Here is a 25,380-nt window from a genome sequence, read left to right as displayed (position 1 = left end):
GAAGCCTTCTTTCTATAATCTTCTTAGTAAATATTTTGCTTTTTCTTTATAAACTCCGTCATATTTGATTAGTTTCTCCAACGTTTCTTTAGACAACGAAAGCTTACGATCTTTTATATAGCTTAATGACAGATACCATAAAGCTGCTTCGTATAAAGAGTCTTTCTTTTTTATAGCAGAAAACTGCTCTATTGCTTTTTGTATCTCTCCGGTATTCAAATAACTATTTCCCATATACATATACAATAAAGCTGTACGGGGAATTCTATCTGTAACAGATGAAACTACCCGACCATAATTCTCGTGAGCATAATACTGATATAGTCGATGTAATTCTTTATCGTGCTCCTCTCCTCTTGTTACACTTTCTACCGGATAGGGTACATATACAGAAGCAAATATTTCCTCCGGCGTCTCTTGTTTTCCAAAGATATTCCAACTAGCAACTCCTAATCCGATAACCAAAAGAACAGAAGCAGCTATCTTCAAGAAAAACCATTTCTTTTCCGAAAAGAGTGTCTTCTTATTTGTATCCGCATGACTTTCTTCTGACTCAGAAATTATTTTTTTTATTTTTCTCGTATAATCTATTGTATCCCTGTCTTTTAATACTGTATGTAAATAACGATGTTTCTCTACTTCAATTTGCAATGCCTGATCATTCGTCATCTCATGTTCAAACTGTATTTTTTCCTGATCTGACATATCATGCTCCAGATATGCTTCAATTCTTTCAAAAAGTTCTTGTGTCCTTTCCATTATCTTCTAACTCCTTTCCGTATTACTATATCTTAATTCATCATACATTGGGTCATTTTCTATCATCTCCAATAATCGTTTTTTACATTCGAATTTCTTTTTTCTGGCATACCCTTCTGAATATCCTGTAATCGTTGAAATTTCTCGCATACTTTTTCCTTCAAAAACGAGATTTAAAACTTCAAGGCAACGATCCCCTAATTGCAAAAAGTACTTTCTATATAGACTTTCCTGCTCCTTCTTTTCTAATTCTTCTTGAATTGATTGCTCAGTTATTTCAGATATCATCAATGGTTCTTCTTTAAATTGTAACCGCTTATTTTTTCTCAATCGATTTCTCCATATATTCTTGCAAACTGCATAAAAATAAGTTTTCAAAGAATATCGAATATCTAAGGGGTCCGTTTTAAATTTTTGATAGACAAATACAATTGCATCTTGAAAAACATCTTCTACATCCTGTTCATTCCCAGAATTTTTTAGCACATACCCCTTAATGTACGGGATATTATTCTTGTAGAAGGATTTAATAACGGTTTCATCTCCCGCAATAATACCTGTCAAAATCTTTTTATCTTCGGTTTCTATCATAGATTAATGTTACAACTAAGCCAAATGTTACTTTTTAATATAGGGAGTATATGTCAATATTTACAAAAATAGTATTTTTAAACACTCAGGTATTCTTTTCTTCTATTAAAAAAAAGGAAACCTTCTCTAACTACTAATATCAAATTGACAGTATAAATGAACTATTTTTTAAAAATTATAAATATTTTTTTAATTTTTATTTGTTTTACAACTTTTACTTATGCCCAGCAAGACACTATTAGTGCTAACATATATCTCAAAAAAGCAGATTCACTAATTAATAAATATCAATGCGCTCCCTCAGTTGACTATACTCAAAAGGCTTTAGCTATCTATCAAAAAATCAACCATTGGGAAAAAATTGCCAAATGCCATAATCTTTTATCCGAAAACTACTCCTATTTAGAAAAGGGGGATCTTTCATTACTGCATGCAAACAAAGCACTGACTATATTACAAACGTATTTACCTAATCATATTGAACGATATTCTACATACCTCAATCTCGCTTTTTATTACGATGAAGTATTATACGATTATCCTACAGCGCTTGATTATTTTGACAAAGCATTAGAAGTAGTAAAGAATGATCCTGAGAAAAACGCTTTAAAAATAGCAAGTTTATATAATAATATGGGAATTACATGCCGAAATATGGCTTCTTATGAGAAATCCAGTAACTATTTCAGATCTTCCCTTAAAATGTATTTATCCCATAAAGACACTGAACCCATCAGTATCGCATATGTATATGCTAACATAGGGCTTACATACCAGCTTCAGGGAGAATATAGTAAGGCTCTTGACTTACAGGAAAAATCTTTAGAAATTAAAAAAAAGGTGCTGGGTAAAGATCATCATCAAGTTGCTTATCAATATCACGATATAGGAATTCTTCTAAAAAGAATGGGGCAATATAATAAGGCCTTACTCTCCTTCAATAAAACACTGGATATCTTAAGTGAAAAATCAGAACAATATGTTCCTGTTATTAGTAATTCCATTGGAACACTTTATAAGGAAATGGGTGAATATGATAAAGCGATATCTTATTATAACAAAGCTATTCATTATATGATTAAAAAAGATGGAGGTATGAAAGATAAGCCTGATTACGCCACTTTTTATAACAATATCGGATATGCATATTTCAAAAAAAAACAAGTAGATAATGCTATAAAAAACTGTACTAAATCTTTAGATATATTACATAAAATATTTACAGATACATCCCATCCCAGTTATGCATATACCTATAAAAATCTATCAAAAATAGCATTACAACAACAAAATTATACCCTAGCTCTGGAATATCAACATAAGGTACGGGAGATTTTTACTTCCCATATGAATGAACGCCTGATTGATTTTATAGAAGCTCATAATGACCTGGCATTGATCTATCTGAAAATGAAGGATTTCAAAAGAGCTTCAAAACATTTTCATATTGCATTAGAACACAATAAAGCGGTTCAAACAACCAGCTTCTCTCCTACGCTCTATTTTAATCCCAACCAACTACTTATCTCTTTAGAAGGGATGGCAGATATAAAATACCAACAATATATCACTACTAAAAATGCATCATTATTAGAAGAAAGTAACCTCTATCATCAACAAGTAGGTGACCTGATTACAGATTGCAGGCAATTACTGACTTCTTATAAAGATAAGATAGTTTTTTCTAAAAGAGTAAAAAGTATCTATACCAAATCAATTCTTAGTTCTCTTCAGAACCCTCATAACAATAGTGCTATACATAATGCTTTTTACATTTCTGAAAAATCCAAATACAACACACTCAGGGAACTACTAAGTATCAGTAATGCCAAGCAATTTTTAGAGTTACCGGAAACAATCACTTCTGCTGAGGAGCATTACAAGAAGAAATATGCCGAATACACTTCTAAAATTGAAAAACTTGACAGCAAAAAAAAGGAGGATTCTCTACAAATCATGTCATTGGAAAGTTCTTTACTTGATATTACAAAAATACAGGACTCTTTAACTACTGTCATTGAGAAAAAATATCCTCAATACCATCAGTTAAAATACAATACAACCACTAGTAGTATTGAAGAAATTCAACAACGATTAGATTCCCGAACCACTTTATTGGAATATTTTACCAACGATAGTATTTTATATGCATTTACAATCAATAAAAAACAGGTTTATGCACAACAGTTAAACATATCCTCTCTTAAAGAACAAATTGCACAATTACAACATGCGATATCAAATAAAGAACACACTACCTACATATCACTAGCACATTCATTGTATACACAGCTAATTGCTCCTATAAAAAACCAACTAACCGGAGACCAATTAATTATTATCCCTGATGAATATTTGTGGCATGTTCCTTTCGAGCTGTTATTAACAATGGTTCCCGAATCAAATAACCAAAAGGATTTCCCTTATCTTCTGGAGGAGTATGCCATTTCTTATGCAAATGCTGCAAGTATGTTATTTACTAATTCTACAAAAAAAACAACTCCTGATATAAAACAAGAATGCCTTGCTTTTTCTTTTTCTGACACGACTAGTATCTCGGAGAATCCTACTACTATAAAACTGGCTACTTTAAGAGATTCAGGAGATGATTTACCTGGTACGAGAAAAGAAATTAAAGCCATTTCTAATATTATTGGAGGAAATTATTTTTATGGGAAAGATGCCAATGAAAAAAACTTCAAAAAAAATGCAAATACCTATGCTATTTTGCATCTCGCATTACACGGAGAAGTCGACAACAACAATCCAGAAAACTCCAGATTATTATTTACAAAAAACAAAGACTCTATAGAAGACAATATCTTATACAGTCATGAACTGTTCGCCATGAACATTCCATCAAAACTAACAGTTCTAAGCGCATGTAATACCGGAACTGGAAAAATAGCTAAAGGAGAAGGAGTCATGAGTCTTGGAAATGCTTTTCAATATGCTGGAACTAAAAGTTTATTGCTAAGTCACTGGGAGGTTTCTGATAAGGCTTCTCCTTTTATCATGCAGCAATTTTACAAAAACCTATCTTCTGGTATGAACAAAGCTAAAGCACTCCAAAAAGCCAAATTAGCTTATCTAAAAACCTCAGATATTCACAGTATTCATCCTTTTTACTGGGGAGGTTTTTATCTGGTAGGTGATAGTACCCCCATCCCTTTTGACCATCCTATTAATACCTGGTATTTATTAGCAACAGTTCTATTACTAGGGCTAGCAGGTCTATATATATACAGAAGAAAGAAAAACAGCTAACACAATTCGAACTATTAAGGCATTATCTTATTTCTTAAACACCATTAACTCTTGTTTAAAAAAAAACAAAAATAGCTTCTCTATATAGGGGAAGTGTACTTTTTATTCGACATATTCATATAATACAATAAACCTAACGAATGAAAAAAGTATTTCTAATCTTTATATCCCTATTATTGGGATATTCAAATGGATTGGCTCAAGGAAAACTTTCTAAAGCAAAAAATGAATTAAGAAAAGAAAAGCAGTCCGGTAGCCGATCTGGCAACACAGACCAAGCTTATGAAACCTACACTTCCTATGATGATAGTTTTGATAGCTATATAGCTAATTCTATTGCAGAAGGTATTTTTTTAGGCATTGCTTATGTAGCGGGTATGGTTACATATGGAACTTTAATCGGTGAAGGGGCTCCCAGAACTATGAATCACTACCCATACAGAGAACACAGCTATGGTCATTATCTGTTCGATAGCACAGCAACTGGTGCTTCGTACAACCTTCATATAAAGAGTTCTTTTTTTGCTAATGACCAGTCCACCAGTGCTACTGCTCTTCAACTTCAGTATAAATTCCATCCGTTAATTAGTGTTGAAGGAAGTCATCTTCACTTTTTTGAACGAGATGTTATTGCCAATGAAAACCTGGATATTTCCAGCTTGCTTATCAACTATCACAGAGTACGAGAAAAACATATATCTGCCTGGTGGGGAGTTGGTGCTAGTTATGTAGCTAATGAAGTACATCATTTTGGTTTTGCTTATCAACTGGGGATAGAAATTTTCCCCATAAAACCAATTAGTTTATTTACATCCTGGAAACAAAGCTTTATTAATCACAGTAGTATCGACGAATATAAACTCCACCTAAAATATTACTTAAAAAACACTGCCATCAGTACCGGTTTTAACTATTATGAAATTGGTTCTCATAATATGCCAGGAATTCATCTGGGATTAGAATTAAAACTATAATTGCAAATAAAAAGCGTCACCAAAAATTTGATGACGCTTCTTTGATTTTTTTTATAAAATTTATTTTTTTATTGCCTCATAAATAATTCGTTGAATCTCAGATCGAATATCATTAGAAATTAATTTTCTATTAGCAGCATCCGGAAATGTTCTGTTACTAAGGAATACATATACAATTTCCTCTTTAGGGTCTGCCCAGGTGAATGTCCCGGTAAAACCACTATGTCCAAAACTAGTCATAGAAATACACCCGCAGGTAGGTCCCACTTCTCCTAATTGTGGTTTATCAAATCCTACACCTCTACGTACGTCTTTATGACAAAAATGACATTTATTAAATTCCGCCAAGGTTTCTGAAGTAATATATTTCTTTCCTCCGTACGTTCCCCCGTTGAGATACATTTGCATTATTTTGGCTACATCATTGGCATTGGAAAACAACCCTGCATGACCACCTATACCTCCAAACATTGCAGCTCCCTGATCATGTACATATCCGTGAATCACCTGTCCCCGAAATGCCTGGTCATTTTCTGTTGGTATAATTCTCTTTTTACCAAACTTATGTATCGGAAGATAGCCGGTATTATTCGCTCCCAATGATTTATAAAAATGTTGTTGTGTCAGCTCATCCAACGAACTCCCATAATGATTCTCTAAATAGGTTTTCAATAAATAATATGGCAGATCACTATACTTATATCGCAAGCGATTTCTCAAAGGACTTTCTTTGATTCTCAGCAATAATGAATCTTTCATATCACTTCTCAGATATAAATTATTAGCTACCTGAATCGAAAATTCATCTGATTCCTTTTTTCTATAATACTTTGTATCAGGTTTACCTGTTACTGTATCCAATGTTTTTAGGTAAAATGGAATCCACGATCTAAACCTCGCATAATGAGAAAGCATTGATTTTATAGAAGTGTTTTCTTTATTTGAACCTTTAAAATCCGGAAGCATCTCTCCAACAGTTGTTTGCAAAGAAACCAATCCTTTATCTTTAAGTTCCATTGTCAAAGGCAGTGTTGACAAAATTTTAGTCAATGATGCCAAATCATAGATATCAGTCCCTTTTACTTCTTGTTTTTTAGCATAAGTATGGTATCCGTAGTTTTTATCAAAAATGACCTTTCCTTTTCTGGCTACAATCAACTGTAAACCTGGTGCCATTTTTTCTCGTAATGTAACAGCTACTACTGAATCAATTTTCTTCAGTTTTTCTGAATTCACTCCTACACTCTCTGGAATACCATATGACAACCTGTGTAATGAGCGCATTTTTATCCCCGTATTAACTGGAAATCCCTCTCCAATACTCACCGGTAATGTTCCTTTTGCTTCTATTGCTCCGAATAATAATTGAGCAGTTTTCTCCTGAGCTACCTCACTATTCTGGTACGCCATAATAATCCCATCCAAATTGGTTGTTGTTTTGAGATCTAGCATCGCATAAGGTCTGGCAAAAACATTTAAAATTGTAGTATTCAAACGAGCAATCTCATACAACCAAACCAATTCTTTATCTTTGAATTTATAGCCTTTCCACGGATGTGCATTTGATTTATGAAAACCTACAATCACATAATTATATTGTTTTAGCTTTTCTATCATATCCGCCAGATTATCAGCTTTTACCCAGTCTACTTTGGTGTATTTTTGTAATGTTTGATAAAATGGAGTTCCGTCATCATCTCCTAATGACACATAGGCTACATTTTTGATATCCAAATTCTTTACCGGTAGAACAGCTCTGTCATTTTTTACAACCGTCAGGGAATTCTCTACCAGTTTATGCTGCAATAATTGTGTCTTTAAGTCATTGAGATCCTCGTATAAATTTGTTGTATCAATTGGTTTATACTGATGTAATCCTGCCTTATATTTAGCCAGTAAAATCTTTTTTACAGAATGAGACAAACGTTTTTCTGTTATCTCTCCTGCATAATATGAGGCTATAATTTTCTGAGTCGCCTTTGGCACATCTTCAGAAATAAGTAGTATATCATTTCCTGCTTTAAAAGCTGCTAAATCAATATCGCCTGGTTCACTAAAATTAGAAGCTCCTTTCATATTCAGCGCATCGGTAAAAATAAGTCCTTTATACCCTAAACTATCCTTAAGCAACCCTGTCACTATTTTTTCTGAAATAGAAGAAGGGTAATTAGATCGTGTTTCCAGACTAGGAATATTAAGGTGTGCTACCATAACACTTGCTACTCCTTCTTTTATTAGCTTTCTATACGGATATAATTCTATGCTATCAATCCGTTTTGCATCAAACTCTACAGTCGGCAATGTTTTATGAGAATCCTGATCTGTATCACCATGCCCAGGAAAGTGTTTCGCACTGGCCAAAACTCCTGCCTGCTGCATTCCCCTCATAAAAGCTGCTGCCTTTTGAGTTACATTTTCTTTTTCTTCCCCGAAGGATCGATTCCCTATAATAGGATTTTTAGGATTGGTATTAATATCGACCACTGGTGCAAAATTCATATGCACCCCTAGACGCTTACAATGCCTCCCTATTGCCTTTCCTGTTTCCTCTATCAGCAAAGTGTCTTTTATTGCTCCCAAGGTCATATTCCAGGGAAATGCATGTGTTGAATCCAAACGCATTGATAATCCCCATTCTGCATCCATAGCCATCATGAGCGGAACTTTGGAAATTTCCTGATACTCATTACTCAACTTGGCTTGTCTTTGTGGTCCTCCCTTAGAGAAAATAATACCACCTATGTGATATTCTTTTATAAGAGTTTTGATTTTATCAGTTTCTTTTTTGGATTTGGAAGAAAATACATCCACCATAAACAACTGCCCAACTTTCTCTTGTAGGGTCATGGTGTTATAGATCGTATTCACCCAATTTTCCTGAGCTTCTCTATCTGCGGTATATAAAGGGTTTACTTCCTGAGAAAAAATAGCATATGGTAGCAGAAAAGCTATGCAATATAGAGTAGGGACAATTATATTTTTCACAGGACTTTATTTAATGAATCGATTGTGCCAGCTGTCTTTTGCCGGAACTTCCCAACTAGTTTTATACTCTGCTATATTCGTTACCAGGTTATTAAAAACAATCGTATTAGGTGAAACAGATTTGTTTTTAGCCATTTTCTTAAAATCTACTAATGGCTTATACGCTACGAACTCGCCTTGTTTAAAGGAAACATTCATCTTATCCATAAGATCCACATTATAATCTGCTTCTAAATCTTGAATAAAACGTACGGAAGCATCAATAGAACACCCTGTAGCTTGATTTACTTTTTGATCCAGCCCTATTACGATAAATCGTTTGTATTTTATTTCGAATCCAGCTTTTAGGTCTGCACCATGAGCAGTCCATTGTTCCAGGAAAGAGTTTGCTTTTTTATTTATTTCTTCTAATTCTTCTGCGGAAAATGATCTATTAGCCTGATATATCCATATTCTGGACTCATCAGGTAGTTCTTTAAAATCTACTATCATCAGCTAACTTTTTATAATGGAAAGTAACAAAAACTATTCCTAATATATATCATAATAAAATGTTAATATAATATATCTTTTTAACAGCTCTAATACAGGAATCACCTACTATAAATCCTGGGCAGAAGCTATTAGTTCTGCTATATCTAATACATCAATGCTATCTTCTTTCTCTTTACTTTTTACTCCGTCTGTCATCATGGTATTACAAAACGGACAGCCTGCTGCGATAATATCAGGTTTAGTCTGCAAAGCATCTTCTGTTCGCTCTACATTAACATCTTTATTTCCTGGTTCGGGTTCTTTAAACATTTGTGCACCTCCAGCTCCACAGCATAAACCATTTCGTTTACATCGTTTCATTTCTATCAATTCCACCTCTAACTTACGAAGTAAATCTCTTGGCGCTTCATAGACGTTATTAGCTCTTCCTAAGTAGCAAGGATCGTGAAATGTAATTCTCTTTCCTTTAAACTTTCCTCCTTCTACTTTTAATCTACCTTCTTCCAAAAGTGACTTTAAGAATTCCGTATGATGCATTACTTCATAGTTTCCTCCCAATGCCGGATATTCATTTTTTAATGTATTAAAGCAATGAGGACAGGTTGTTACCACTTTCTTTATCTCATATGCATTCATTACTTCTATATTCGTAACTGCCTGCATCTGAAACAAAAATTCATTCCCTGCTCTTTTGGCAGGATCTCCGGTGCAACTTTCTTCTGTTCCTAAAACAGCATAATCAACCTGAGCATTATGTAGGAGTTTGACAAAGGCTTTTGTTATTTTTTTGGCTCGATCATCAAAACTTCCAGCACATCCAACCCAAAACAATACCTCTGGCATTTTTCCTGCTGCCATATACTCTGCCATTGTTGACACTTTTACTGCTTCACTCATACTTTTATTTTATTTCTTAAAGAAGTACTCATCCTGGAGAAAGATTAGGATGAGTACATCATTTTATTAATCGTGTTTTCCGTCATCGAATACCTCTATCGTCACCACTCTTTCTACCAGTTCTGTAAATTTACCAGTATATCGCGTCGCTTTGACTAAATGATTATCTATCCAATGATAGTTTCCTCCTCTTGGCTTCCCCATTAACATACTGTGATATTTAAATCCATGCTCTTTCAGCCAGTTTTCGGTCACTTCTCTATGTTCTTCTGTTCTGGAAGTAAAAAAGCAAATTATATGACCTTCATCATACCATTTGTTTAAAGTCGCCAGGGCATCTGGAAAGGGTTTACAAGTTCCCATTCGTTCTGGCTCTTCATTAGGAACATCTTCTGTAATGGTTCCATCGATATCGATTAAATAGTTTTTAATACCTTCCGGCAATACAGGACTGATATGCTGTCCTTCTTCTATCTTATCGTGTAAGAGCTTCTCTACTTCTTCTTTTTTCATAACTTTTAGTTTTCTTTTTTAAAAAATTGTCGGTTAACTATATTTATAACTTATGGTTAGCAAGTTACTGGTTATTTTTTAAGATTCCTCACTCCAATTTAATCTATCCATCTGGTTAAATGGCCATGGAGCTCCGTTATTCTCTATATTAGACATCATATTATTAAGATCTGAAGGTGCTGCACTCTGTTCCATCACCAGATATCGTCTCATATCGATAATAATTGACAAGGGACTTATTCCTATTGGGCAAGCTTCTACACAGGCATTACAACTTGTACATGCCCATAATTCTTCTGTAGAGATATAATCATTTAACAACTGCTTTCCATCATCTACAAAAGTTCCTCCATTTTTATCAATATTATCTCCTACTTCTTTTAATCGATCTCTGGTATCCATCATAATCTTACGAGGAGATAATTTTTTTCCTGTTTGATTGGCAGGGCATTCACTTGTACAACGTCCACATTCCGTACATGTATACGAGTTTAATAATTGTACCCAGTTTAAATCTGCAACATCAGAGGCTCCAAATTTTTCGGGAACAGCCTCTTCTCCTTCTTCTCCCTCATTTTCTGCCGGTGCTGCAAACGGATCTGCATTAGGGTCCATCATCAGCATTACTTCATCTGTTACCGCTTTTAAATTATCTAATTGTCCCTTGGGATTTAGGTCGGCATAGTAGGTATTAGGAAATGCCAACATTATATGCAGGTGTTTTGAGTAGTACAAATAATTCAGAAAGATTAGTATCCCTACAATATGCAACCACCAGGCTCCTCTTTCCAAAACAATTAATGCTGTTTCTGACATCCCACTAAATAACGGGCTGATAAACTGACTTATTGGATATGCTCCGGCTTTTACGTAATGCGCTGCATCTAGTGCTTGCAATTGTAAATCCGCTGCATTCATTACTAAAAACAATGTCATAAGAACCATTTCGAAATACAAAATAAGGTTCCCATCGTTTTTGGGCCATCCTTTCATTTCCGGATTCCAAAAACGTTTTAGTTTGATCACATTTCTTCGAATCCAAAAAACGATAACCCCTACCAAGACCAGAAATGCAAGAATTTCAAAAGACCCAATCAGAAAATCGTACAATCCTCCTAAAAAGCTAAAAATACGATGAGTCCCGAAAATACCATCTATAATAATTTCCAGTACTTCTATATTAATAATGATAAATCCGATATATACCACCAAATGCAATATTCCGGCTACCGGGCGTCTTACCATTTTGGTCTGCCCCATCGCCACCATCGCCATTTGTTTAAATCGTTCCTTTTTATTGTCAGATCGATCTACACTTCTTCCTAATCGTACATTTCTAATAACTTTTCGGATATTCATAGTAAAATATCCTATCCCTGCTACTAAAACAAGTACAAAAAGTATGTTCGGTATATATTGCATGTGTTATTTAGTTTACTGTATTGAATCTGTTGGTTTTACATAAGGAGTGTTCTTTTTTCCAAATACGGAAATATGAACATATCTTTTTGGATTTAGTCTCAGGTCTTCTAACAATGTCTCCAGTTGCTTACTGGCCTGTTCTAAATTCGTATACAATTTCTTGTCTTTCAGCAGTTTTCCTACGGTTCCTTTCCCTGCATTGATATCACTGGAAATTTTATTAAAATTCACTAGCACCGCTTCTAATTCTCTACTCAATTTAGCCGCATCTACCTGCGATAATGAACCCGAAAACTTATTTAGGTTAGTAGACATCTGATCTAAATTCGTAAATGTATTATTCAATTTCTGTTCGTTACCACTTAACATAGCATTCAAAGAACCTGAGGCTTGTTTAAAATTTCGTACAGTAGTACTTAAATCACTAAAAATAGTATTAATGTTATTTTGCGTGTCTTCTGATAGTACTTTATTAATTGATACTAACAATGAATCCGCATTCATTACTGCTAATTCTATTTTTTGCTGAAGAGGCGTTAACTTAGAAGTCATTAGATCTATAATTCCTCCTTCTACTTTTCCGTTTAGCGTATCCTTATTTTTTGCTTCCAGTCCCTGTTGATAGGTGGGGATAATTGCTAATGATTTTCCCCCAATAAGTCCACTCCCTGATATTTTAGCCAAACTGTTTTTAGAAAATTTAAAATCGTTGTTTACACTAAACTTAACAATTAGTTTTCCCGAAGCATCAAAAAAATCGATGGCTACCACTTTTCCTACTACCAATCCATTAATTGTTACTGGTGAGGAAGGTATCAACCCTTCTACATTATCGTAGATAGCGTATAAAGTTCTATTATTTTCAAAAAGATTCTTTCCTTTTAAAAAACTATATCCAAAAATAAGAAGAGCAATCGCGCAAACTGCTAAGATTCCTGTCTTGACTTCTCGAGTAAATTTCAAAATATTGAGGTTTTAATGACAAATTTATGATAAAAAATACATTTTTACTGATAATTATTCAATGAACTATCAGATTTTATTTAGACTAATTCGAAGAAGAATTAGCTTTTAAAGCTTCTTTAATGGAAATTATTTGTTCTCCTTTAAAAGCGACAATAAAACTAGAGTCATACCCTTTTTCTACTGCTTTTTTACGAAGTTCCTGAGCCTCATTATAATCGGGCGTATTTCCATAGTAATATTTATACAGTCGATCATTTTTAATTTTGGATATTTCTTTTAATCCTTTAAAATTTTGCGGCTGTAATGCAATGGCTGTTGTACCTGCTGCAATCTGAACTTTGAAGGCAATCCCGTTTGCAGAACTTGCTGTAGTTGTTTCCGGTGTATCACTAACGGGGTCTTCTACAAAATAAACCGCATCCAGGCTTTTCTTATAATCTTTTATCGATTTAATAATAGAAGCTGACATTTCTTTTTGCCCGATTTTGGAATTCAGGTATTTCCCCTCTTTTATGTTAGTAAGAAAACCTAATTCTATTAATACACTGGGCATATATGTTTGATGAAGTACGACAAAACCTGCCTGTTTTACTCCTCTGCTTTTCTTTTTTAATGATTTCTTAAATCTGCTTTGTACATAACTCGCTAATGTGAGACTTTGATCGAGGTATTCTTCCTGCATCAAGGTTAATCCGATAATCGACTCGGGGGAATTAGGGTCGAAACCGTCATAATTTGCTTCGTAATTATCTTCTAATAAAATTACAGAGTTTTCATTTTTTGCCACATTAAAGTTTTCATCATTTGCATGAAGTCCTAATACAAAGGTTTCTGTACCTGATGCCTGAGAGTGATGTGCATTACAGTGAATGGATACAAACAGATCTGCTTTTGCCTTATTCGCTATCTTCCCTCTTTCGTGAAGTTCTATAAATTTATCTGTCTTTCGGGTATACACTACTTTAAAATGAGGATCTTTTTCTAATTCTTTTCCGATTCCCAATACAACTTTCAAAGCAATATTTTTTTCTATGTATCCATTTCCCCTATTCCCAGAGTCATGTCCCCCATGCCCTGCGTCTAAAACTACTACAAATTTTTTCTTGCTCTCCTGAGCGGTTGTTTGTGAGCATAAAATGAAAGAAAGTATCACTCCCAAAACAACAATATACCTATTTATTCTTTTCATTAACACTAATAAAATTTCTATAATTTGAAACATTGTCCCTTCACCACCGTATTTAGTATAGTTTTTGATAACTGTAAAAATAACACTAATTCTTAGTGCAATACTAATTAAAAAGAGAGCAGTATGTATTATAATTTTTTATTTTTTTGATAATACTAATCTCTAGATAAAAAATATATGTAATTTTGGCACTTCAAAAACTAAGCCATAGTTACACAAAAATAGGATATAAACCATTGCAAACAACGGTACGAAACATACTTTATTCGCTAAGTTTTTCACTTTTTTGTATTTGTTTTACGACAGCACAAGAAACGATCAAAACTTCAGGTATTCCAATTCCTGCAGAAAAGGACTCCACTTCTATTTCTCAAAAACAAAATAAGGATCAGATTACAATCTCTCCCGAAGAGCTCTTATCTGAAAAAGCACAAGACACCACTAAAAAGGATTCCGTTGTTGCCGAATCTTCTTTCCTGACAGATAAAGTGACCTATAAGGCTACGGACTATATGCGCCTTAGCAGAAAGGAAAACAAGATGTATCTGCACGATGAAGCAGAAGTTATTTATGGAGATATGACAATTAATGCCGGTCTTATTATTCTGGATAATAATAAAAGTGAAGTATATGCTTACGGTATTAAGGATTCTCTCGGAGAATATGTGCAGACTCCTATTTTTAAACAAGGACAAAATGTTGTAGAGCCGGACTCCATACGTTTTAATTTCGATACAGAAAAAGCTTTAATTTATAATTCCCGAACAGAACAGGGAGAAATCAAAATTAAGAATGAGGTTTCTAAACGGGTAAATGACTCGGTAATCTACATGCGTAATGTAAAGTTCACTACTTCTGAAGATATTGATAATCCAGACTATTATTTTTATGCCAGAAGAATTAAGCTTGTTCCCGAAAAAAAGATCATTACAGGATTGGTAAATATGTATATTGCGGATGTTCCTACTCCCCTAGGGCTTCCTTTTGGATATTTCCCATTAACGGAAGACAGAACTTCTGGTTTTATCATACCTAATCCCGGAGAAGATAGTAATCGTGGATATTTTCTACAAAACGGAGGATATTATTTTGCCATCAGTGATTATATCGACTTAACGGTTCTGGGAGATTATTATACCAATGGTAGTTACAATCTTGCTTTGGAGTCTGCTTATGCACTTCGATATCGCTATAGAGGTTCTTTGCGATTCAGGTATCAGAACAACTTACAGAGTGAGCGAGGTTTCCCTGACTACTCTCGTTCTACTACCTATAATATACAATGGTCGCATAGCCAGGATGCAAAAGCTAATCCTAATTCCAGGTTTTCTGCATCTGTAAATTTTGGTAGTAGTAATTACTACAAAGAATCTACAAACCAGAATAATACTGGAAATTTCCTGAACAACCAATTGAGTTCTTCTGTATCATATTCAAAAACGATTCCAGGGGATCCACAGGTAAATATTAGTTTAGCTGCTACTCATAACTCCAATACCAATACTGGGGTGGTTAATTTATCACTTCCTAACGCTAATATCAATGTGGCAAGAATTTTTCCTTTTGCTCCAAAAGTTGGTGTTAAAAAAGGAATTATTCACAATATTAATACGCAATACACTTTCAGAGGGGAAAATAAAATCGAAACTACTGATGATGATTTATTTACTTCCAGAATGTTTGAAAACAGTAGAATGGGAATGCAGCATACCATTCCATTGACAACCAATTTCAAAATACTTAAATATTTAAGTGTTACAGCAGGAACGAACTTTCAGGAGAACTGGGTTTTTGAAACGATTAGGCAAAGCTATGATCAGGATGCTAATAATGGAGCCGGAGATGTTGTGAATGATACAATTAAAGGCTTTGATGCATTTAGAACTTACAATTTCTCATCAAGTGTAGGAACGACAATATACGGTACTTTTAAATTCAAAAAAGGAAGTAAAATTGAAGCGATACGGCATACCATGCGCCCTTCTATAAGTTATAATATCAATCCGGCTTTTGATCAATATTACGATTCTTATACAATCCCTGATAATCCAGAGACTCCGGAAGACGAAGCTAAAGAAGTTTCGTACTCCAGATTCACAGGTGGCTACTTTGGAGCTCCTAATAACACCTTTTCGAGTAGTATTGGTTTTTCATTGAGTAATAATCTGGAAGCCAAAGTAAAAAGTAAAGACTCTACTGCTACAGAGGCCAAAAAAATTAAAATATTAAATAACTTATCGTTTAGAACTGCTTATAATCTTGCGGGAGATTCTCTTAAGCTAAGTCCATTAGCTGTTAGTGGTAATATCCCTATTATTCAAAATAAGTTAGATATTAACTTTAACGCGGAACTAGATCCCTACGCTCTGGATAATAACAACACTAAAATTGATGTCTGGAATATTGATAACGGAGGAAGTTTATTTCGTTTAACTCGTGCCAGTGCCAACTTTGGATATTCTTTTTCCAGTAAGGATTTTAAACGAACAAAGAAAAATGATGACCCATTCCAAAACGAAACCCTGAGGAATGGAGGGCGTTCTGATAATTTATTTGGTAGTACGCTAGACATTGTCAACGATGAGGATGTTCACCGGGAACGGAAAAGTTCTTCCAATAGTGATTTTGAAAATTACAATTATAAAATCCCCTGGAATTTGCGCTTATCTTATACCGTAAACTATTCTAATAACAGAAGGCAAAATGAGATATCTTCGCACTCCCTTATGTTTTCCGGAGATGTGGAATTCTCTCCAAAATGGTCTGTCGGTGTTTCTTCTGGATATGATTTTAAAAATCCCGGATTTACATACACCAATCTCAGGTTTCAACGAGATCTGGAAAGCTGGCGAATGAGTTTTAACTGGATTCCATTTAGCCAACAAGCTTCCTGGAGTTTCTTTATTGGAATTAAATCTTCTGTTCTTAGCGACATTAAATATGATAAGCGAAGCCAACCGGATAGGAACTTATAAAATAGTGCCTTTTAGTTCTCCATTAATTTACACTATTTTTACGCTATAATTTTTTTTAGAAAAAACAAAAACTTCTTCAAATGAAACAAATCATAACGACAAAAAAAGCTCCTGCTCCAATCGGACCATACAATCAGGCTATCTTGCATGGTAATACTTTATATACTTCAGGGCAAATCGCTTTGCATCCTGAAACTGGTGAATTGGTTTTAGATGATATTAAAACGGAAACGAAACAAGTTATGGAGAATCTAAAAGAAGTATTGGCTGCCGCTGGTATGACTTTTGAAAACGTTGTTAAAACAACTATATTTTTAAGTGACATGGATAATTTCGCACAAGTTAATGAAGTGTATGGTAGTTATTTAAATGAGGATACTGCACCTGCCAGAGAAACTGTTGCCGTAAAAACATTACCAAAATCAGTAAACGTAGAAATATCGACTATTGCCATTAAATAAGAGTCATAAAAATAAATAGTAAAAGCCCTGAATTTAAGAATTCAGGGCTTTTTTTAGTAATCCATGTAAAAAAAATTACACAAACTAAACTACTCTACTTTATAATTCTCTATATAATCCGCCATTTCTTTATTTCCTTGTTTTATAGCAGACATTGAAGGCGTATCACCCAGGTTATTTTTTAAAAACGGATTTGCTTTTACTGCCAGCAATGTATTGACGACATCTACTTTCCCAAAAGTAGAAGCAAAATGCAAAGCAGTTGCTCCATTATAATTTTGCAAGTTTACATTCGCTTTTGCATTTAGTAATAGTGCAACCATTGCTGTATTTCCCAAAAAAGCGGCTCCCATTAATGCTGTATTTCCAGATGTATCTGCCTCATCTACATTTACTCCTTTGCTCAGTAGATAGGTGGCAATCTCCGGTTGATCGTTATAAGCTGCTAAAATCAATAAAGTGTATCCGTGATGATTTTCGTAGGTCAATAAATCAGGATTTTTATCAATTGCCTGTTTTAAAACCTCTAGTTTTCCTGTTCTGACAACATTTTCTAAAAGTTCAAAATTTTGTTGCCCGTATCCCAGACCACAGATCAATACAATTATTGCTACTCTAAATAATCTCATACTGATTTATTTATAAGATGATTACACATATATGAAAATAGGAATTATGAATGTTTAATTCATAATTTCCTATTTTCAATTTAAAACAATACTCAAATTGGGGGAAGAGATTTTACTATCACATAAAATCTTTTGCTGAATAACCCAATGCTTTTGCTACACGCATTCCATAGTCTCTGTCTGCTCTATAAAAATGTGTAATCATTCTTTTTTGAATTCGTTGATTTTTCACCTGACTAAGATCTCCTACCAGGTTAGCAATCAAATGTTTTTTTTCTGTTTCGGTGAGTGAATTATAAAATTGCCCTGCCTGTCCATAATTATTCGTTTTATTAATCGGTGCCTGTACAATTTTCATTTCTTTAGAGGCTGTAAAAGGAGCCATTCTAAACTCATTATCTTCTTTTACATCTACGTGATTACTCGGTTCATAATTAATTTCTGCACTAGCGTACCTGTCATTACCCTGACTTCCCCAACTATCAGAATTGTAGTTTACTGGTTTGTTTTTAGGTTGATTCACTGGTAATTGCTGGAAATTCCCCCCCAGTCTATGTCGCTGTGTATCAAAATATGAGAATAATCTACCTTGTAACATTTTATCTTCTGAAGCTTCTACACCTGGAATCAGGTTACCCGGCGCCATTGCTATTGACTCCACTTCTTCAAAAAAGTTTCTCGGATTTCTGTTGAGTGTCATCGTTCCTATTTTTACCAAAGGAAATTCATCTTCAAACCAGTGTTTTGTCGCATCCAAAGGCCAAAAATCATACTTATCCAAATCTTCTGGTTTTATAAATTGTACATATAAATCCCATTTCGGATAGTTCTTACTTTCTATAGCATTACGAAGATCTTCTGTAGCATGTCCTACATTTTTAGCTTGTACCATAGAAGCTTCTTCGGGAGTCATTGTTTTAATGCCTTGTTTTGTTTTCCAGGTATATTTGACATAAACAACTTCTCCTTTTTTATTTACCCATTTAAATCCATGAACACTACTTCCATCCATATACTGATAGCCTTTAGGAATTCCTAAATCCGTATATAGACGAGTTACCATATGAGTTGCCTCGGGAGATAAACTCCAGAAATCAAAAAAGCGATTCGGATCTTGTTTATTTGTTACCGGAGAAGGCTTTACTGTATGAATAAAATCTGGAAATTTAATTGCATCTCTGATAAAAAAGATCGGAAGATTATTTCCTACAATATCATAGTTCCCTTCTTCTGTATAAAATTTCACAGCAAAACCTCTAGGGTCTCTCGCTGTCTCAGAAGATCCTTTTCCATGAGCTACCGTAGAGAAACGAACTGCCAAATCTGTTTTTTTTCCTACTTTTTGAAATGGAGCTGCCTTGGTATATGCAGACATATCGGCTGTCGCTTCAAAATACCCAAAAGCTCCGGTTCCTCTTGCATGTACAACTCTTTCCGGGATGCGTTCCCTGTCAAAAGCTGCTAATTTTTCTATCAGGTGAATATCCTGAAGTAATACAGGACCGTTATGTCCTAAAGTCTGTGAATTTTGATTATCTCCTACCGGAACTCCCCCATTTGTTGTCATTGTTTGAGAAACGCCCTGAAAAAATCCTAAATAACCAAGAAATATTAGTACATAAATCTTAGAGTGTGAAAACATAAGTAATATTATTAATAAGGGTTAATAAATAATGTAAATGATCATTTTACATTACAAAATTACATAATCACTTCGCCCGACAATTGCTTAATACTATTAATTACAAATACCATGATAAGAAAAATCTATTATTGAGGTTTTAACATACTTTTTCTATGTATTTTATATTACTACATATCAATAACTTACATAACAGAGCTAAAAAGGTTTTTTATCTTTATAAATAAAAAACCTTTTTAATTATATTTTTTTTAGATAATTGAGAGCTACATACACCGGAATGAGTCTCAAAATTAAAATTCTCTTCCATATATGATATTTAATCTCCTTTTCTGAAGTAATTCATATACTGCAAATTTATTTTATAATGATTTTTCTTTGAGCAGTATTTTTTCCCGATTCGAATTTGAGAATATATTGTCCTGATTGAATTGCATTGATATCAACAGATAAATTATAAATTCCTGCCACTGTTCTTCTATCGGATAATAGTTGCAGTAACCTTCCTGAAGTGTCATACAAAGAAATTTTCACCTGCCCTTCTTTATGTACGATATAATGGATATTTCCTTCGCGATACATCGGGTTAGGATATACGCCAATGACCGTAAAATCTTCTTCTTGCTTATGATTTTTTTCTATTTTATTTTCCAAAATATCCGGATACCTCTTTACCCCATTTATAGCAACTGCTGAAGTCCTTGCTTCCTGTAATTTGCACACTCCATCTATTACATACCAACTTCTGGATCTTTTTTCTTTTGATACCGGCTTTTTCAATTCCTCAATATCATACCAATCTGCCTGTACCTTATCTTCCTTTACGTCCAAAATAAAATATCCATGATTGTCCATATCTACATCTTTGATATGTTTGTTTATTAATTTGGTATAATATTCTGCAGCTGCACTAATAATATTTCCCAGAAAATCCAGATTTTGAGAAGTTACACTAGGAACGACAAATTCACATAATTGACATTCTCCTTCATAAGCTATTTCTCCAACAAACGTACTGTGAATATCACCTGTCAGGACTACTGTATTATCCACCTGATGTTCCTTAAGTTTTTTTAGCAACCGGTTCCTTTCTTCTTTATAGCCATCCCATGCATCATTAGAAGGAACTCCTTTCCATGGCATCACCATTACTTGGTTTCCTATTATTCTCCATTTTGCCTTAGATGCGGTTAATTCTTCTACTAACCAATCAAATTGCTCTTTCCCTAAGATTGACTTATAATTTCTAGTGTTTTTATCGGTATTATATGATGTATCATATTTAATACCTTTTTTAAGCAAACCATCTAATTCTATTACTTCTCTATCGGATCTGTCTAATTTTTTACGCTGGAGAATTGTTTTTGTAAACAGTGTTACTACTCTCTCGAATTCCTCTTCTGACAGACCGTTTTTTTTAGATGGCACATCTGAGATTTCTAATAGTAAAGGAAGTACATTAGACAAAATCTCTCTAACATCTGATTCATTCGTAATATCCTTGGCAGCTATGACATTCTTGGCATATGATTTAAACTCTTTATTTGAGCTTGCTGCACTGATTAAATTTTTGGAACTACTAATCTGTGTATCTCTTCCTTCAATTCTTGTATCCAGCATGATGAGATCCATCAACTTACCATATGAAATTTTTCTATATAATCTGTACTGATCTATTGAATTCGCACGTATTGGCATCCATTCAAAGTATGCTTTATATGCATTATTTTTTCTTATTTCCCAGTCTCCTTCTGTCAGCGGGCTATGGTTCTGTGCTCCATATTTATTTGCATCGTTGGCAAACTCATGATCATCCCAAATATTGATAAATGGGTGTTGCTGATGAATATTTCTGAGCATTGGATCTAATCGGTAATACGAATATCTCACTCTGTAATCTTGCAAGCTTATAATTTCGTGTTTAGGCAGATGTCCTCTACCTAAATTGCTGTTGTATCCATACCCTCCTGATTCATATTCATAAATATAGTCACCTAAATGTATCACTGCATCAATATCACTTCTATCGGCAATCTTATCATATGCATTAAAGTACCCATTCTGATAATTAGAACAAGATACCACTGCAAATCTTACGTTATCGACTAATTCATTTGCTGCTGGAGTGGTTCTTGTTTTTCCTATAATTGACGACACTCCCATCGCTTCGAACTGATAATAATAAGTTGTATATGAAGATAAACCTGTTACATCTATCTTAACCGTATAATCTTTTTCCTGATTTGTGACAATTTCTCCTTTCTTAACGATTTGCTTCATTTCAGGATCTGTAGCTACTTTCCAACCTACCGAAACCGCTTCTTTATTCGTAGTAATTCTAGTCCAAATTATTACTGCATTTTCTAGTGGGTCTCCAGAAGCTACCCCATGATAAAAAGGAGCTAAACGAGTATCAAAATAAGTTTCTAACTGGTCTGAATTATCTCGTTCGATTTTCATCAGAAATGTGTTCATATCCTGGGAATACCCAAAACACATATTTAACAATAAAAAAACAATTAGTGTGAAGTTTTGTTTCATTTTATTAAATTTTTAATTAATAATTCCGCGAAACTATAGGAATTCATCAATTAAAAAACGACTACTTCTGTTCTTAATACAAGCTTAATATTCCAGATTTTTCTTTTCATTTAGCTAGTAAAATCATAACTGCTTTTTCATTTTTATATAGATATTATTTTATATCTTAATGCTGATAGATCCTCTTCTTTCCAACATTTCTAAATACTAGTAATTGTTTATATCCTATCAGTGCTAGTAATACTATCTTCCCTATTTCGAAAACCACATATACAATATGAGGTATTGAAGAAGGAGATTCTTTTCCTGATATAACTAACAAGGCATACTTGTCTAAAACCGGGAGTAAGTAAACTGTTTGAATTAGTACAATTACAAGTATTACAAGCATAATATATCCTATTCTTTTCTCTATGATATAATAGTACCTAATTCCAAAAAGATATGCCAAACTAAATACGATTTCTACCTTATTTAATGCTCCGAATACCAAGCGACCAATATCTACTCCTATTGCCATAGTAACAGAAGGAGCTTTAAACTTCAGTGGAGCTTCCATAAAACTAATGGCCAGTACAAATCCTAACCAAATAAAAGTGATAATTACTAAATAGGGAATAATTCTTTTCATTGTTAACTTATTTAGAGAGCACCACTGTCTAAAAATACAGCGATGCTCTTTTCATTATATTTATGATTTTCTTCCTAACATACTAAATAGTGTTTCTTTTGCTACAAACCAACAAAAACACCCTATTCCGACAGAGAAAATAATATCTCCTATCATTCGCAACCATTTAATTATCTGAACTGATGGTGAGTATAATAATTCTGAGCTTCTGGCATACCAATATCCGTGTTTCATAGAAGCAATGGCTTGTATAATCCCTTGTGGTAGTACACTAAAAACCATCATTGCCAATAATCCTATGTTTAATGACCAGAATCCTATTTTCAATAATCTATCATCCCATACGGTCTTTGAGACGATTCGCACACAGAATAAGACCAATCCCATTCCCAACATTCCATACACCCCAAATAAAGCTGTATGTGCATGAACTGCCGTTGTATTCAATCCCTGAATGTAATATAACGCTACCGGGGGATTAATCAAGAAACCGAAAATCCCCGCTCCCAGCATATTCCAGAATGATACCGATAGAAAGAAATAAATAGGCCATTTATACTGTCTTACCCAATCTTTTAATTTTAACAAGCTCCAGTTTTCCCAAATTTCATACCCTACAAGTGTCAGAGGTACTACTTCTAAGGCACTAAAAGTTGCTCCAAAAGCGATTGCATGTACTGGTGTTCCTGAAAAATAAATGTGATGTAGGGTTCCTATAATCCCTCCTGCCAAAAATATAATGGCTGATAAGACTGTTACCCGTCCCGCTGTTTTTTCATGTAACAATTTCATTTTAGTGAATAATAATGCAATCACAGCTGTGGCAAATACTTCGAAAAAACCTTCTACCCAGAGATGTACTAACCACCATCTCCAATAATTAATCACTGATAAAGAAGAGTTTTCTCCATACATCAAACCTGAGAAGAAAAAGGAACCAATCGCAATTACTGAAATAAGAAAAAGAATCAATAAGTTTCTGGAGTCATCTCTACGTTTAATTCCAACCACAATATGTCTCCCGACTAAAAACATCCACAAGATCAAACCTATTGCCAAAAATATTTGCCAAAATCGTCCCAGATCCATGTACTCATATCCCTGATGACCAAAGAAGAAATTAAGTGTCAAGTCTAAATATTGTTTTACTCCAAGCCACTCTCCTATCATGGATCCTACTACGATGATAAGTAATGCTATAAACAGAAAATTAATTCCAAAAACCTGAAATTTCATCTCTTTTCCACTTATAATAGGAGCGATAAACAACCCTGTTGCTAACCAGGCGGTAGCAATCCAGAAAATAGCTAATTGTGTATGCCAGGTTCTACTGATTGTATAGGGCAAAAATTTAGATAATTCGAAACCAAAAAATGCTTGTCCTTCTACAGCATAATGCACGGTTACGATTCCTAATACTACTTGTAAAACAATTAAAAGTGTAACAATAAAGAAATATTTCAATACTGCTTTTTGGGACCTGACTAAAACAATGGAGCTTAAAGGATTAATTGACGGAACTTCTACTTGTTCTTCATTGGCATGTTGACTTTTTATATGATACCACACCATAAGAGAAATACACAATAAGAGTAATATAACTGAAAAACCGGACCATATTAATGAATCATCGGATACTGTATTATTGATGAGTGGTTCATATGGCCAGTTAGAAGTATACGTGATAACATCCTCCATTCGATTTGTAGATGCCGCCCAAGAGGTCCAGAAAAAGAAAGCGTTCAAATCATGTAATTTAGAGGCATCCGTAAGCATTTCTTTGGGGATTGCATATTCCTCATGCCCTTTTGAAAAAATAGACGAATAATGCTGCATATTAGCTACAATAGCTTCTTTTCTATCCTGGGATATAGAGATCGTCTTACTTATGGTATCATAGGTATTGGTTTTTATCTGAGACACTAACCTCCCTTTGAGCATTCCTTTTTTTTCCTCAGATAATTCTTTATATGGTTTTCCTAACGGTCTTGCCCATCGCTCTAATAAAAATTCAGCTTCTCTATGAATCCAATCTGCATTCCAATCCGGAGCTACATAACTCCCATGCCCCCATATGGAACCTACTTCCATTCCCCCAATGGACTCCCATACGTTTTGTCCTCTCATAATATGTGCTTTCGTAAAAAGCACCTCTTCTGTTTGTTCTACTATGACTTGTTCTGGTATTGGTGGTTGTTCCTGATAAATCTTAACGCCCACCCATATCAATATCATAAAAGATAGTGCTACAACGGCTATAAATCCTATCCATATTTTCTTCATAATCATTTTTGTTTTTATGTTATATCACAAAATTATATGCTGAAAACACCATGTATTTATGATCTAAATCATATGGAAGGTACGGACACTTACAGGAATCAAAAAAAGTGATAAAAGATTGCTCCTTTACCACTTTTTTTAAAAAAAATTCTTATGAAGG

At 34.0% G+C, this 25,380-nt stretch carries 18 protein-coding genes; 4 read left to right on the top strand and 14 right to left on the bottom strand.

Annotation, left to right across the window (positions count from 1 at the left end; all coding sequences use genetic code 11):
* Positions 1-12: 12 nt before the first annotated feature.
* Positions 13-759 (bottom strand): tetratricopeptide repeat protein, encoded by a 747-nt coding sequence (locus ACFSTE_RS16840; protein ID WP_378254537.1) that lies wholly within the window; start codon positions 757-759, stop codon positions 13-15.
* Positions 760-765: 6 nt separating this feature from the next.
* The gene (locus ACFSTE_RS16835; protein ID WP_176030492.1) at positions 766-1,350 is read right to left on the bottom strand and encodes an RNA polymerase sigma factor; all 585 of its coding nucleotides are present in this window, start codon (positions 1,348-1,350) and stop codon (positions 766-768) included.
* A gap of 156 nt (positions 1,351-1,506) precedes the next feature.
* Between ACFSTE_RS16835 and ACFSTE_RS16830 the strand changes: the two genes are divergently transcribed.
* Positions 1,507-4,617, top strand: a complete 3,111-nt coding sequence (locus tag ACFSTE_RS16830; protein ID WP_378254535.1) for a CHAT domain-containing protein — start codon at positions 1,507-1,509, stop codon at positions 4,615-4,617.
* A gap of 140 nt (positions 4,618-4,757) precedes the next feature.
* A complete protein-coding gene (locus ACFSTE_RS16825) occupies positions 4,758-5,591 on the top strand; it encodes a hypothetical protein (RefSeq protein WP_378254533.1) in 834 nt (277 codons plus the stop codon).
* A gap of 60 nt (positions 5,592-5,651) precedes the next feature.
* Here the strand turns inward: ACFSTE_RS16825 and ACFSTE_RS16820 are convergent, their stop codons facing one another.
* The 7 genes from ACFSTE_RS16820 to ACFSTE_RS16790 form a co-directional block, all read right to left on the bottom strand.
* A complete protein-coding gene (locus tag ACFSTE_RS16820) occupies positions 5,652-8,576 on the bottom strand; it encodes a glycoside hydrolase family 3 N-terminal domain-containing protein (protein WP_378254531.1) in 2,925 nt (974 codons plus the stop codon).
* A gap of 6 nt (positions 8,577-8,582) precedes the next feature.
* A complete protein-coding gene (locus ACFSTE_RS16815; RefSeq protein WP_176030495.1) occupies positions 8,583-9,068 on the bottom strand; it encodes an ABC transporter ATPase in 486 nt (161 codons plus the stop codon).
* 108 nt (positions 9,069-9,176) lie between these two features.
* Entirely contained in the window at positions 9,177-9,968 is a 792-nt protein-coding gene (locus ACFSTE_RS16810; RefSeq protein WP_176030496.1) for a (Fe-S)-binding protein, read from the bottom strand.
* Between the two features lie 66 nt (positions 9,969-10,034).
* Positions 10,035-10,481 (bottom strand): LNS2 domain-containing protein, encoded by a 447-nt coding sequence (locus ACFSTE_RS16805; protein ID WP_176030497.1) that lies wholly within the window; start codon positions 10,479-10,481, stop codon positions 10,035-10,037.
* Positions 10,482-10,559: 78 nt separating this feature from the next.
* Positions 10,560-11,903, bottom strand: coding sequence for a 4Fe-4S dicluster domain-containing protein (locus ACFSTE_RS16800; RefSeq protein ID WP_378254528.1), 1,344 nt, complete (start codon positions 11,901-11,903; stop codon positions 10,560-10,562).
* Between the two features lie 12 nt (positions 11,904-11,915).
* On the bottom strand, positions 11,916-12,866 hold the full coding sequence (locus ACFSTE_RS16795; RefSeq protein WP_378254524.1) for an MlaD family protein: 951 nt from the start codon (positions 12,864-12,866) through the stop codon (positions 11,916-11,918).
* Positions 12,867-12,951: 85 nt separating this feature from the next.
* Positions 12,952-14,058: an N-acetylmuramoyl-L-alanine amidase family protein gene (locus ACFSTE_RS16790; RefSeq protein ID WP_176030500.1), complete on the bottom strand. Its 1,107-nt coding sequence runs from the start codon at positions 14,056-14,058 to the stop codon at positions 12,952-12,954.
* 185 nt (positions 14,059-14,243) lie between these two features.
* On the opposite strand from ACFSTE_RS16790, the gene ACFSTE_RS16785 reads away from it, so the two are divergent.
* A complete protein-coding gene (locus tag ACFSTE_RS16785) occupies positions 14,244-17,033 on the top strand; it encodes a putative LPS assembly protein LptD (protein ID WP_378254520.1) in 2,790 nt (929 codons plus the stop codon).
* An 80-nt stretch (positions 17,034-17,113) separates the two neighbouring features.
* On the top strand, positions 17,114-17,494 hold the full coding sequence (locus ACFSTE_RS16780) for a RidA family protein (RefSeq protein ID WP_176030502.1): 381 nt from the start codon (positions 17,114-17,116) through the stop codon (positions 17,492-17,494).
* Between the two features lie 89 nt (positions 17,495-17,583).
* Here the strand turns inward: ACFSTE_RS16780 and ACFSTE_RS16775 are convergent, their stop codons facing one another.
* The 5 genes from ACFSTE_RS16775 to ACFSTE_RS16755 form a co-directional block, all read right to left on the bottom strand.
* A complete protein-coding gene (locus ACFSTE_RS16775) occupies positions 17,584-18,123 on the bottom strand; it encodes an ankyrin repeat domain-containing protein (protein ID WP_176030503.1) in 540 nt (179 codons plus the stop codon).
* A gap of 118 nt (positions 18,124-18,241) precedes the next feature.
* Positions 18,242-19,690, bottom strand: a complete 1,449-nt coding sequence (locus ACFSTE_RS16770; protein WP_176030504.1) for a catalase — start codon at positions 19,688-19,690, stop codon at positions 18,242-18,244.
* 432 nt (positions 19,691-20,122) lie between these two features.
* Positions 20,123-22,225, bottom strand: a complete 2,103-nt coding sequence (locus ACFSTE_RS16765) for an alkaline phosphatase D family protein (RefSeq protein ID WP_378298298.1) — start codon at positions 22,223-22,225, stop codon at positions 20,123-20,125.
* A 247-nt stretch (positions 22,226-22,472) separates the two neighbouring features.
* Complete coding sequence (locus ACFSTE_RS16760) at positions 22,473-22,937, bottom strand: hypothetical protein (protein ID WP_176030506.1); 465 nt, start codon at positions 22,935-22,937, stop codon at positions 22,473-22,475.
* A 60-nt stretch (positions 22,938-22,997) separates the two neighbouring features.
* Positions 22,998-25,220, bottom strand: coding sequence for a nitric-oxide reductase large subunit (locus tag ACFSTE_RS16755; protein ID WP_378254515.1), 2,223 nt, complete (start codon positions 25,218-25,220; stop codon positions 22,998-23,000).
* Positions 25,221-25,380 lie beyond the last annotated feature (160 nt).

This window comes from Aquimarina hainanensis, assembly GCF_042684685.1.
Lineage (GTDB): Bacteria > Bacteroidota > Bacteroidia > Flavobacteriales > Flavobacteriaceae > Aquimarina > Aquimarina hainanensis.
This window is presented reverse-complemented; position numbering and strand designations above follow the sequence as displayed.